General features: G+C 41.3%; 12 protein-coding genes. 4 read left to right on the top strand and 8 right to left on the bottom strand.

Annotated features, from left to right (window positions below; translation table 11 throughout):
- Both K6V30_RS16775 and K6V30_RS16770 read left to right on the top strand, forming a co-directional pair.
- Positions 1 to 1,314 (top strand): UDP-glucose dehydrogenase family protein, encoded by a 1,314-nt coding sequence (locus K6V30_RS16775; protein ID WP_010538061.1) that lies wholly within the window; start codon positions 1 to 3, stop codon positions 1,312 to 1,314.
- A 37-nt stretch (positions 1,315 to 1,351) separates the two neighbouring features.
- The gene (locus K6V30_RS16770) at positions 1,352 to 2,149 is read left to right on the top strand and encodes a DUF4738 domain-containing protein (RefSeq protein WP_022300906.1); all 798 of its coding nucleotides are present in this window, start codon (positions 1,352 to 1,354) and stop codon (positions 2,147 to 2,149) included.
- A 12-nt stretch (positions 2,150 to 2,161) separates the two neighbouring features.
- Here K6V30_RS16770 and K6V30_RS16765 read toward each other — a convergent pair whose 3' ends face one another.
- On the bottom strand, positions 2,162 to 3,430 hold the full coding sequence (locus K6V30_RS16765; RefSeq protein WP_010538059.1) for a DEAD/DEAH box helicase: 1,269 nt from the start codon (positions 3,428 to 3,430) through the stop codon (positions 2,162 to 2,164).
- Positions 3,431 to 3,477: 47 nt separating this feature from the next.
- A complete protein-coding gene (gene serB, locus K6V30_RS16760) occupies positions 3,478 to 4,707 on the bottom strand; it encodes a phosphoserine phosphatase SerB (RefSeq protein WP_010538058.1) in 1,230 nt (409 codons plus the stop codon).
- A gap of 268 nt (positions 4,708 to 4,975) precedes the next feature.
- Between serB and K6V30_RS16755 the strand changes: the two genes are divergently transcribed.
- Positions 4,976 to 5,482, top strand: coding sequence for a redoxin domain-containing protein (locus K6V30_RS16755; RefSeq protein ID WP_055268824.1), 507 nt, complete (start codon positions 4,976 to 4,978; stop codon positions 5,480 to 5,482).
- A gap of 180 nt (positions 5,483 to 5,662) precedes the next feature.
- Here K6V30_RS16755 and K6V30_RS16750 read toward each other — a convergent pair whose 3' ends face one another.
- Genes K6V30_RS16750 through lon form a run of 3 tightly spaced genes read right to left on the bottom strand, consistent with a single transcriptional unit; the run spans position 5,663 to position 10,356 of the window.
- A complete protein-coding gene (locus K6V30_RS16750) occupies positions 5,663 to 6,760 on the bottom strand; it encodes an LptF/LptG family permease (RefSeq protein ID WP_010538056.1) in 1,098 nt (365 codons plus the stop codon).
- A gap of 3 nt (positions 6,761 to 6,763) precedes the next feature.
- Positions 6,764 to 7,894, bottom strand: a complete 1,131-nt coding sequence (gene tgt / locus K6V30_RS16745; RefSeq protein ID WP_022300734.1) for a tRNA guanosine(34) transglycosylase Tgt — start codon at positions 7,892 to 7,894, stop codon at positions 6,764 to 6,766.
- Complete coding sequence (gene lon / locus K6V30_RS16740) at positions 7,891 to 10,356, bottom strand: endopeptidase La (RefSeq protein ID WP_010538054.1); 2,466 nt, start codon at positions 10,354 to 10,356, stop codon at positions 7,891 to 7,893. Before lon ends, tgt begins: the two co-directional genes overlap by 4 nt.
- A gap of 214 nt (positions 10,357 to 10,570) precedes the next feature.
- On the opposite strand from lon, the gene K6V30_RS16735 reads away from it, so the two are divergent.
- Positions 10,571 to 11,284 carry a tRNA1(Val) (adenine(37)-N6)-methyltransferase gene (locus tag K6V30_RS16735; protein ID WP_055268907.1) on the top strand — a complete coding sequence of 238 codons (714 nt, stop codon included), beginning with the start codon at positions 10,571 to 10,573 and terminating at the stop codon, positions 11,282 to 11,284.
- Positions 11,285 to 11,325: 41 nt separating this feature from the next.
- On the opposite strand, the gene K6V30_RS16730 is transcribed toward K6V30_RS16735, so the two are convergent.
- From K6V30_RS16730 to K6V30_RS16720, 3 genes are all read right to left on the bottom strand, one after another.
- Positions 11,326 to 12,078: a class I SAM-dependent methyltransferase gene (locus K6V30_RS16730; protein ID WP_055268825.1), complete on the bottom strand. Its 753-nt coding sequence runs from the start codon at positions 12,076 to 12,078 to the stop codon at positions 11,326 to 11,328.
- A gap of 9 nt (positions 12,079 to 12,087) precedes the next feature.
- Complete coding sequence (locus tag K6V30_RS16725) at positions 12,088 to 12,285, bottom strand: hypothetical protein (RefSeq protein ID WP_231946717.1); 198 nt, start codon at positions 12,283 to 12,285, stop codon at positions 12,088 to 12,090.
- Positions 12,286 to 12,753: 468 nt separating this feature from the next.
- Complete coding sequence (locus K6V30_RS16720; RefSeq protein ID WP_004303143.1) at positions 12,754 to 12,891, bottom strand: hypothetical protein; 138 nt, start codon at positions 12,889 to 12,891, stop codon at positions 12,754 to 12,756.
- Between the last annotated feature and the right edge of the window lie 2 nt (positions 12,892 to 12,893).

Here is a 12,893-nt window from a genome sequence, read left to right as displayed (position 1 = left end):
ATGAAAATAGCGATTGTCGGAACCGGTTATGTTGGTTTGGTTACCGGAACATGTTTTGCTGAAATTGGTGTAAACGTAACTTGTGTAGATACGAATAGCGAAAAAATAGAATCTTTGCAGAAGGGAGTGATTCCAATCTATGAGAATGGACTGGAAGAAATGGTGCTTCGCAATGTAAAGGCAAAAAGACTGAAATTTACGACTTCACTGGAGAGTTGTCTCAATGATGTGGAAGTCATATTCAGTGCTGTCGGTACACCTCCGGACGAAGATGGTAGTGCTGATTTGAGCTATGTACTGGAAGTTGCCCGTACAATCGGTCGTCATATGAATCAGTATAAGTTGGTGGTGACGAAAAGCACGGTTCCTGTGGGTACTGCGCGCAGAGTTCGTGCTGCCATCCAGGAAGAACTGGATAAAAGAGGGGTTACCATTGAATTTGATGTGGCTTCCAATCCTGAATTTCTGAAAGAAGGAAATGCCATCAGTGACTTTATGAGTCCGGACCGTGTGGTAGTGGGAGTAGAGTCTGCCCGTGCGGAGAAGTTGATGTCGAAACTGTATAAGCCGTTTTTATTGAACAACTTCCGTGTTATTTTCATGGATATTCCATCAGCTGAGATGACGAAATATGCAGCTAACTCAATGTTGGCTACCCGTATCAGTTTTATGAATGACATCGCAAACTTGTGCGAATTGGTAGGTGCCGATGTGAATATGGTGCGTAGCGGTATTGGTTCTGATACCCGTATCGGACGTAAGTTTTTGTATCCGGGTATCGGATATGGCGGTTCCTGCTTCCCTAAAGACGTGAAGGCGCTGATAAAGACTGCCGAGCAAAATGGATATACGATGCGTGTACTTCGTGCAGTGGAAGAAGTAAATGAGGCGCAGAAAAGCGTGTTGTTTGATAAGTTGATGAAGCAGTTTAATGGTGAACTGAAAGGTAAGACCATTGCTTTGTGGGGATTGGCATTTAAGCCGGAAACGGATGATATGCGTGAGGCCCCGGGATTGGTCTTAATTGATAAACTTCTGAAGGCAGGCTGTCAGGTACGTGCATACGATCCTGCTGCAATGGATGAATGTAAACGCCGTATCGGTGATGTTATATATTACGCCCGTGATATGTATGATGCAGTGCTTGATGCCGATGTTTTGATGCTAATCACCGAATGGAAGGAATTTCGTCTGCCTTCTTGGGCTGTGGTCAAAAAGACTATGAATCAGCAGATTGTGTTGGACGGACGCAATATCTATGATAAAAAAGAAATGGAAGAGCTCGGATTTATTTATTCATGTATTGGTAAATAAGATAATTAGAGTATCTTTATACACAAAATTTAGACGAATGACAAAATTTGTAGCGATATCGTTAGTAGCGATCTTGCTCGCAGCATGCAATAGTAGTAAGAACCCGCACTCTTCCTCCAGGCAAGAGGAGGATTTGAGTGCGAAAGAACTGCTGCAAGGAATCTGGCTGGATGATGAGACTGAGAGCCCGTTGATGCGTATAGAAGGGGACACTATCTATTATGCAGATGCACAGAGCGCTCCTATTACATTTAAAATCATACGGGATACTCTTTATACTTATGGCAATGATACTACTTATTATAAGATTGATAAGCAGGGGGAACATATTTTCTGGTTTCACTCGATTACAGATAATATGATCAGATTGCATAAGTCGGAAGATCCTAATGATTCGCTGGCATTTGTCGGTCAGGAAATGATTATCCCTACATATACGGAGGTGACGAAACGTGATAGTGTTGTAAACTATAATGGCAACCGTTATCGTGCTTATGTGTATATCAATCCTTCTAAAATGAGGGTTGTCAAAACTATATATACCGAAGATGGCATTAGCATGGATAATGTGTACTACGATAATGTGATGCACATTTGCGTATATGAAGGTAAGAAAAGCTTGTTTGCCAGTGATATAACCAAACAGATGTTTGAAAGTGTAGTTCCTGCGGATTTTCTGATGCAGGCAATTTTGTCAGATACTAAGTTTGTAAAGGTAGACCGGAATGGTTTCCTTTATCAGGCTGTTTTATCCATTCCGGAAAGTTCTATTTACAGTATAGCAAATTTAACCGTCAGTTTTAGTGGTGAACTGGCTATTACACCGACTAAATAAAACGAGTGTTTTTTAGCTTCTTACGGGAGAAGAGGGACGGTTATTGTTTTTTCTTCCATTGTTGTTATTCCTTTTTCCTCCGAAGTTTCTTCTTTTAGAGTTATCACCTCTCTTATTATTGTAGGAACGGGGTTTATATTCCGGAGCTTCTCCTAATTCGGCAGGAACGGGAATTTTATATATTTCTTTTTCAAGGAAGTTCTCGATGGATTTGAAGTTACTTTGTTCTTTCTCACTGACAAAAGTAAGGGCTACTCCGTCATTATTGGCACGTGCCGTACGTCCGATGCGGTGTACATAGTCTTCGCTGTCATGCGGTACATCAAAATTGATAACCAGACGGATGTCGTCGATGTCGATACCACGGGCAACAATATCCGTAGCTACCAGAATATTGATTCTTCCTGCCTTGAATTCGTGCATGACAACCTCGCGTTGCGCTTGTTCAAGATCGGAATGCATTTCTCCTACATTCAGCTTCATCATTTTCAAGGCCTTTGTTACTTCTTTGACTTTGATTTTGGAGGAAGCGAAGATAATAACACGTTCGGGCACTTCGTCAGTGAAGAGACTGCGTATGATACCCAATTTCTGGTTCTCGTAACATACGTAGGCTGCCTGAATGATTTTGTCTGCCGGCCTTGAAACGGCAAGTTTGATTTCTGCCGGATTGTTCAGGATGGTTTTTGCCAGTTGCTGTATTTTGGCAGGCATAGTTGCCGAGAACATGATTGTCTGTCGTTCTTTCGGCAAGTATTTTACGATTTGCATGATATCTTCATAAAATCCCATATCAAGCATACGGTCTGCTTCGTCCAATATAAAATAAGAAACCTTGGAGAGGTCTACATATCCAAGGCTTAAATGGGCTATCAGTCGTCCGGGAGTAGCAATTACTACATCTGCGCCAAGTGTAAGTCCTTTTTTCTGTTGTTCGAAAAGAATGCCGTCATTTCCGCCGTATACGGCAACGCTCGATGCGGGCATAAAGTAGGAGAAGCCTTCCATCTGCTGGTCAATTTGCTGCGCCAATTCACGGGTAGGAGACATGATGACACAGTTGATAGCATCTTCAGGATGTCCTCCTTCAGATAATTTATTCAATATAGGCAGCAGGAATGCCGCTGTTTTACCAGTGCCTGTCTGTGCAACTGCTATCAAATCTTTACCCTCTAGTATGATTGGAATTGCTTGCTCCTGTATAGGCGTGCACTCGTCAAATCGCATGGCGTCAAGTGCATCAAGCACATTTGCATTTAGTTCTAGTTCGGAAAACTTCATCACTTCTTTTTATTTGTCGACAAAGATAAAATAATTTTTGGTCTCAATTACATATTCAAATAAGAATCTTTGAATCCCAGGAAATAGAGCACTCCGTCAAGGCCGATCGTATTGATGGATTGTTTGGCATTTGCCACTACTTTGGGCTTGGCATGGAATGCAATTCCCAGTCCGGCGATTCCCAGCATAGGGAGGTCATTGGCACCATCTCCAACGGCTATCGTCTGGGCTATATCTACTTTTTCTACCTGAGCAATCAGACGGAGGAGTTCGGCTTTCCGTTTGCCATCCACTACATCTCCCAAATAACGTCCGGTTAATTTGCCGTCTATTATTTCCAGTTCGTTTGCATATACGTAGTCTATGCCGTATTTCTTTTGCAGGTACTGACCGAAATAAGTAAAACCTCCGGAGAGGATAGCAATTTTGTATCCATACTTTTTCAGTACATACATCAGGCGGTCTACGCCTTCCGTAATAGGAAGGCTTTCAGCTATTTCCTGCATGACAGATTCGTCCAGTCCCTTTAATAGGGCGACACGACGGGTGAAACTTTCGGTAAAATCTATTTCTCCACGCATAGCGCTTTCTGTGATTGCTTTTACTTCATCACCTACGCCTGCCCGGATAGCCAGCTCGTCAATTACTTCTGTTTCAATCAGAGTGGAGTCCATATCGAAGCAGATCAGACGGCGCATACGCCGGTACATATTATCCTGTTGGAAAGAAAAGTCCATTTCCTGTTCGCTTGCCAGTTGCATGAGCCGTTCCTGCATAGCGATACGGTCTTTGGGAGTACCGCGTACGGAGAACTCGATGCAAGCACGGGTCCGGGTATCTGTTTTATCTTCATCCAAAGGGATACGGCCCGTCAGACGCTTGATAGCATCAATGTTCAAGCCTTGTTCTGCTAATACGCGGGTGGCAGCAGAAATCTGGCGGGCAGAAAGTTTACGGCCCAATACCGTCAGGATATAGCGGTTTTTCCCCTGCATTCCTACCCAGTTCTCATACTGATCGGTACCTATTGGTTCGAAACGAATGGTAACTCCCAATGAAGATGCTTTAAACAGCAACTCTTTCATAATGAACCCGGAATGTCTTTCTTCGCTTCTGAAGAGAATACCTAATGATAATGTATTATGAATGTCTGCCTGCCCGATATCGAGGATAGTAGCGTCGTACTTGGCAAGTATTTCAGTCACGGAAGCGGTAAGTCCCGGACGATCTTCGCCGGTGACTCGAATCAGAATCAATTCAGTATTTGATGGTTGCATAAGAAAATAGACTTTAACGCTGCAAAAGTAGGGAAAAAAGTTCGTTTTTATGCTAAATAACATAAAAAGTTACACCCAAAAAGTAAGAAAATTGCTTGTTTTTTTGGAAGTTAGTTTAATAATTACTTACCTTTGCACCCGGTTTCAAAATTAAAGGCACTGATAATCAGCGGATTCCTCTTCGCCTGATGCCTGAAAAGACAACGTTTCGGGAAGAAACCACTGTTTAAAGGACAGTCCCGGATAGTATTAACTAAAACCGAATTACATGAATTCTTATGTAAAATGGATTTTTGTTGTATTACTGATTTGTTCCTTGACCGCTTTCGTTGAGAAAGACAAACCTACCGGAGGTTTGAGTGAGGGTGACGTAGCCCCTGATTTTAAAATCGAATCTGCGTCGAATGAGCAACCGGCTTTTAAGTTGGGTGATTTGAAAGGTAAATATGTGTTGCTTAGTTTTTGGGCAAGTTATGACGCGCAATCCCGGATGCAAAACGTAAGTTTGAGCAATGTGCTTCGTTCTTCCCGTAATGTGGAAATGGTTTCAGTTTCGTTTGACGAATACCAGTCAATCTTTAAAGAAACCATTCGTAAGGACCAAATAGTTACGCCCACTTGTTTCGTGGAAACAGAAGGCGAGGACTCCGGATTATTTAAAAAGTACCGTTTGAATCGGGGGTTCACAAACTATTTATTGGATGGAAATGGTGTGATTATAGCCAAAAACATCTCTGCTGCAGATCTTTCTGCTTATGTAAGTGAGATTGGTTGACAGTCTCGAAAAAAGTAAGGAGAAAGAGGGATTTTCCGGATCACCGTTTGGTGACTAAAATGGAGAATAGACAAAAGAGGAAATGGATACAACAAAAAAGTTCCGCTTGCACTTGCCTTTGGCAAGGATAGGCGGAACTTCTATTTTATATCTATTGTGTAATCTCTGAATGCTATTTCTTTATTTAGGTGCTTTCTGGTACAGATAGAATGCGATGCCCGCATAGAGAATATTCGGAATCCAGACTGCGATTGCAGGAGGTACATTACCGTTGATGGCAAAGGTTGAAGTGATCGTCTGGAAAAGGATATAGGAGAAACTTAGTCCTAAACCGATGCCCAGATGAAGCCCCATGCCGCCCTTGGTTTTTCGCGACGAAAGGGAAACACCGATGATTGTCAGAATGAACGATGCGAATGACATTGCAATTCGTTTGTGATATTCTATCTCAAACTCTTTGATATTGGCAAATCCCCGCCGTTTCTGTTTTTCAATGTATTCGCTCAATTCCGGACTGGTCAGCATTTCCTGCTGGTTCTTCATAATCAGGAAGTCTGACGGGTCCATATTTATAATAGAATCAATTCGGTCTCCTTTAGTGATTTTCTCTTTTAGTCCGTCCAGTTCGCGTACCATATAGTCATGAATAGTCCATTTATTGACCGTTGTTGTATCGTAAGTGATTCGACGCGCCGTTAAATGGGAAACAAGTTTTTTGTCAACAAACTTATCCAATGAAAAACGATTGCCGGTTTTCATCCCGTCATTGTAATTATCTATATAGGCTATGACGCCACTGTCCACTTCCAGCTGTACATTTCGGACTGAGTTTACTTTCTTCGGCTTGATGTATTTATCCTCAAAATTCAGGCGGGTAACACTGCCTTTGGGAATGACGAATGAGCTCATCATGAACGTCGCTACAGCAATGATGGCGGCAGAGATCATATAAGGGCGCATCATTCTTTTAAAACTCATACCGGTGGAGAACATGGCTATAATTTCAGAGTTCTCTGCCAGCTTGGAGGTGAAAAAGATTACGGCGATGAATACGAACAGCGGACTGAACAGATTGGAGAAGTAGGGGATGAAGTTCATGTAGTATTCAAAGATGATCTTGTCCCAAGGAGCTTCATGCTCCATTAGCTTGTCCATCTTCTCGTTGAAGTCGAATACCACCGCAATTGAAATAATCAATGCGATGGCAAATACGTATGTCCCCAAGAACTTCTTGATGATATACCAATCCAGCCGTTTTATAAATCGATTGCTTTTCATTCTTTATAATCTTGTTGACACTCTTTTCACCATCATCGGCTTCCAGGTAGAGAAATCTCCGGCAATGATATGCTTCCGGGCTTCTCCTGCCAGCCACAGGTAAAATGCCAGATTGTGTATGGAAGCAATTTGCATTGCCAGCAGCTCTTGTGCATGGAAAAGGTGACGTAAATATGCTTTGCTATATAGTGTGTCTACAGCGGAAGCTCCGTCTGCTTCGATAGGAGAGAAGTCTGTTTCCCATTTTTTGTTTCGCATGTTAATAATGCCGTCTTTGGTAAACAACATGCCATTTCGTCCGTTTCGGGTAGGCATCACACAATCGAACATATCCACTCCGCGCTCAATACCTTCAAGGATATTGACAGGAGTACCGACTCCCATCAGATACCGGGGCTTGTCTTTAGGAAGAATTTCGTTGACAACCTCTATCATTTCGTACATTTTATCTACCGGTTCGCCTACGGCTAAGCCACCGATTGCATTTCCATCCGCTCCTTTGGAGGCGACAAACTCTGCGGATTGTTTGCGCAGATCTTGATAAACACATCCTTGCACGATAGGGAAGAGAGACTGGTGATAGCCATATTTCGGTTCGGTTTCGTTGAAACGCTGTATACAACGATCGAGCCATCTGTGTGTCAGTCCTAATGACTTTTTGGCATAGGCATAGTCCGAATCTCCCGGAGGACATTCGTCAAAAGCCATCATGATATCAGCACCAATCGTACGTTCTATATCCATCACCTTTTCCGGAGTAAAGATGTGCTTGCTTCCGTCAATGTGTGAACGAAATTCAGCTCCTTCTTCCCGAAGTTTTCGTATTCCTGCCAATGAGAATACCTGAAATCCTCCACTGTCGGTCAACATCGGACGATCGAAGCCATTGAAGCGATGCAGGCCACCTGCTTTTTCAATTACGTCCAATCCCGGACGCAAGTATAAATGATAGGTGTTGCCCAGAATGATCTGTGCCTGAATATCTTCTTTCAGTTCTGTGAGATGAACTCCTTTCACAGTGCCCAATGTTCCCACAGGCATGAAAATAGGTGTTTGTATCTGCCCGTGGTCCGTTGTTATCAGACCGGCACGGGCATTACTTTTAGTGTCTGTATATTGTAACTCAAATGTCATTCCTGGCTGGGTTTCTTTACAGATAAATCAATGGCATCCGCAACTTTTTCGTCTGTCAGTGCGATTGCGAATACTTCTTTTATGTCATTAACATAGTGGAATTGCAATCCTTTTAAATAAATGTCTTGAATCTCATCTATGTTCTTTTTATTTTCGGCACTCATGATGATTTCCTTGATTCCGGCACGTTTAGCGGCAAGAATCTTCTCTTTAATACCACCAACAGGGAGTACTTTGCCACGGAGAGTAATTTCTCCAGTCATGGCGAGATTAGCTTTCACTTTTCGCTGGGTCAAGGCAGAAGCTAAAGAAGTAGCCATCGTAATACCTGCTGACGGTCCGTCTTTGGGGATAGCACCTTCGGGCACATGGATATGTATATTCCAGTTGTCGAAGATATCTTCGTTCAAATTGAGGATAGAAGCATGTGCCTTAATGTATTCAAGTGCCAGCATGGCTGATTCCTTCATCACATCTCCCAAATTACCTGTTAATGTAAGTCGGGCACCTTTACCCCGGCTCAGACTCGTTTCTACAAAGAGTATTTCACCGCCAACAGCAGTCCATGCCAATCCGGTTACTACACCTGCGTACTCATTCCCCTGATATTTGTCGCGGGTATATTCCGGTGCTCCCAGAAATTCATACAAATCAGCCGGTTTAATTTCTGTTTTTGCAAAATAACCGTCTGTTGCATATTGGCGGGCTGATTTACGAAGGATCTTGCCGATTTTCTTTTCCAGTTCACGAACACCGCTTTCACGGGTATATGATTCAATAATTGCTTCCAAGGTATCTTTCGGAATCTTGATATCGGTCTTTTTAAGGCCGTTTGCTTCCAGCTCTTTTGGTAACAGGTGCTTACGGGCAATTTCTACTTTTTCTTCCGTGATATATCCGCTGACTTCAATCAACTCCATACGGTCGAGCAATGGTCCGGGAATTGTATTCAGATTGTTGGCCGTTGCAATAAACAGTACTTTGGAAAGATCATAATCTACATCCAGAAAGTTGTCGTGGAATGAAGTATTCTGTTCCGGGTCAAGCACTTCCAATAAAGCTGACGACGGATCGCCTTGACGGTCAGCACTGACCTTGTCAATCTCGTCTAATATGAACACAGGGTTAGAGGCTCCTGCTTTAATCAGGCTCTTGATGATTCGTCCGGGCATAGCACCGATATAAGTTTTGCGGTGACCGCGAATTTCTGCTTCATCGTGTACGCCACCCAAAGACATACGAACATATTTCCGTTTCAGTGCCGATGCGATAGATTTTCCGAGGGATGTTTTACCGACTCCCGGAGGGCCATACAAACAGATGATTGGTGACTTCATATCACCTTTCAGTTTTAAGACAGCAAGGTGTTCCAAAATACGTTCTTTTACTTTTTCCAGTCCATAGTGGTCTTTATTCAACGTCTTTTCTGCATTCTTCAAATTCAGATTGTCTGTTGTATAAACTCCCCATGGCAGATTAAGCATGGTTTGCAGATAGTTAAGCTGTACGCTGAAGTCCGGTGATTGCGGATGTGTACGTTCCAGTTTAGCCAATTCTTTCAGGAAAGTCTCTCTGACTTCTGCATTCCAGTGCATCTTGACAGCTTTTAGACGCATCTCCTCTATTTCCTGTTCCTGACCGCTGCCGCCCAGTTCGTCCTGAATCGTTTTAATCTGTTGCTGGAGGAAATATTCGCGCTGTTGCTGATCGATATCCTCACGGGCACGCATTTGGATAGATGCCTTAATTTCTGCCAACTGTACTTCACGATTCAAGATTTCCAATAGATGATAAGTACGTTCTCTGAGTGAGTTGATACTTAATAAATCCATTTTTTCGTCTTTCTTGAATGGCAGGTTGGCGCAAATAAAATTAATGAGGAACATCGGATTGCTGATGTTCTTTATGGCAAATGACGAGTCCTGATGCATTTCTGATGATTTGATATAGCGCATCGTCAAGTCCTTGCATGTTTCTACCAGGGCTTGAAACTCTTTGTCGTCTTTGTTTGGGATATCTTCTTCCAGAAGTTCTACCTCACCCTTCAGATAAGGATGTGTATCTACGATCTCTTTCAAGCGCAGACGTTTCATTCCCTGAAGGATGACTGTTGTCGTTTGATCAGGCATTTCCAATACCCGTACAATTCGTCCAACAGTTCCGATGTTGTGTAAATCTTCCAGTTTAGGGTCTTCTGTGTGTGCCGATCTTTGGCAAATCACTGCAATATCTTTGTGTTTCTTTTCAGCTTCGCGAACGAGCTTCAATGAGGCTTTTCTACCTACCGTGATAGGTAAGAATACTCCGGGAAACAACACCATATTACGAAGGGGGAGAACCGGAAGGATATCACCGGATTTTATATTCACATCAAACGCATGTTCGTCATTGCCATCATAGTCAGTAATTAGCGAGAAGCCGTTCTCACCAACTTCTTCCTCCAATAAGTATCTTTCTTTCATCTTTTCGTTTTAATTTAGTTTATGTCATACATAATATGCATAAATCGTTTGCAAAGTTAATTGATTCTCTCTAATAATAAAGCACAGTGTGGAATAAAAACACAAAAACAATGCCAAATTTTCGGGCAGTAATGGATTTATTCCATAATAATTATTTATTTTTGACGGTTTTCAGCAAAGATCAGTAAAAAATAGGTTTTAGATGGCTAATAAAATGGCGAATCCTTTCTTTCAGTTTAAGCAGTTTACAGTGTGGCATGACAAATGTGCCATGAAGGTCGGTACGGATGGGGTGCTTTTAGGTGCATGGGCTTCTGTTCAGGATGCACATCGAATTCTGGATATCGGTACTGGAACAGGATTGGTTGCTTTGATGCTAGCGCAACGTAGTTTGCCGGATGCGAAAGTTATTGCGCTGGAAATAGATGAAGCCGCTGCCCGACAGGCTAAAGAAAATGTGACCCGCTCTCTTTGGAAGGATAGGATAGAGGTGGTGAAGCAAGATTTTTTGTCCTATCAATCTTTGGACAAGTTTGATGTTGTAGTTTCCAATCCTCCTTACTTTGTGGATTCTCTCAGTTGTCCGGATCAGCAACGAAATATGGCGAGGCATAATAATTCCTTAACCTATGAGAAGTTATTGGAAAGAGTAGCTGATTTGTTGGCGGAAGAAGGTCTTTTTACAGTTGTAATACCCACAGATGTAGCTGATAGAGTAAGAACGATAGCGTCTGCACATAGTTTGCATGCAGTTCGTTCGCTTAATGTGATAACTAAACCGGGAGGTGCTCCCAAACGAACGCTAATTACTTTTTCTTTTCATGATCAAGAGTGCGTTGTTGAAGAATTATTAACGGAAGTTGCTCGTCATCAATATAGTGAAGAGTATATAGCACTGACTCGGGAATACTATTTAAATATGAAATGAAATCTTCAAATAGGAAGTGCTATTCCATATTAATTAATAGTTTATTGACACACAAATATCTGCTTTTCCGAACTGTCATAAAATGCTTCTTCTTCAAAACTTCCAAACTTATGAATAATTTTAAAACCATTCCAATCTAAGTATGTATCTAATTCTTGAGGGAAGAATAGTCTCATATCCAGATTTTGAATTGAATCAAATTTACCATTAATAAAATAATGCCATTCTATTCGATTGATCTGAGTTTTTCTTTCATATCGCATTAGCTGCTTTATCAATATCTCCCTTCCGTCCTTAGTTGTATATGCAGCAACTTCTATTTGCTTTTTTTCATGTTCAACGATATATTGAATGTTGGGATTAAAGCAATCTAGTAGAAACCGGCCTCCTGTTTTGAGATGTTTTTTAACGGTATTAAATGCCTTAAACAGATCTTCATTTAGATATAAATGATGGATTGAGTTAAAGGGAATAAATATGAGATCATATTTATTCTGCAAATCCAAAGTTCTGATATCAGCTTCAATAAACTCAATCTTTAATCCTGCTTCGGAAGCTTTCGCTTTCGCTTGTTCAAGCATAGAAAAAGTGTAATCTACTCCACTAATATTATATCCGTCTTCTGCTATTGGAATAGTAAGTCTGCCTGTACCACAGCAAAGCTCAAGTATACGGGCATCTTTATTTTGGGGCATCCACCGCTTGTAAAATTGCAAATCATCTATGTGAGTATTCATTCCATCATAAATATTCGCATCATAAATTAGATCCCCAACTTTATAATTGCTGTTCATTTTATTATTTTAATTACGTACCGGGTTGATTATTAATATTCTCTTAATCTTGCAAAGATAGTCATTCATTTGGATATACGCATTTATTTCGTACTCTATCATTTCGCCGTTTGTTACGTTTGGCGGGATCCGTTTGGAGTCATCCATGTTTTCGGGCTGGATATAGTAGCTGGTGGCTATATACTGGGATTCTCTATTATGATAGATTCTAATTTTTATATTGGATGTTCCATCTTGTTTTATATGTCTTCCAGTTTGGAAAACGATCGCTTTAAATGTTGTCGTACTGTTTTGATGTTTTTTAAAGGTTTAAAATCGCATTAAACAACTTGAATCGGTCTGAATTGATAGAAAATTGTCTTATTTTCCCTTAAATGGATGAAAATAGAGATATAATTAAAAAAACAGTTCAAAGATATTTCAAAGAATTACCCTCTTTATTTGCCCCAAAACGAGGTCTAATTACACCTATTTACACAAACGAAAAAAGCCGATACAAACTGTATCAGCTCAACACTATTCAATTTTTCTTGACTTTGTTTTTTCGTCGGGGTAGCGGGATTCGAACCCACGACCCCCTGCTCCCAAAGCAGAATGATAGAGAAAGCTATTTAGTTACATATCAATTAATTGTAATGATGCGAGCTAACCATTTCAAAGATAGTTCAAAGAACGCTATTTTGAGGGCTTTATTTTGCCCCTTTCTAACTCATAATTCAAAAGAGCAATTTCTTGCTTTTGAGCACTGTTTTCTCGCAGTACTTTCCGAAGTTGCTCTCTAAGTGATACGATTATTTTGTCTTTTTCTTCCATAT

Source organism: Bacteroides faecis (assembly GCF_020091505.1).
GTDB classification, from domain to species: domain Bacteria; phylum Bacteroidota; class Bacteroidia; order Bacteroidales; family Bacteroidaceae; genus Bacteroides; species Bacteroides faecis.
The sequence above is the reverse complement of the archived record's forward strand: the minus strand, read 5'-3'. Positions and strand labels throughout refer to the sequence as shown.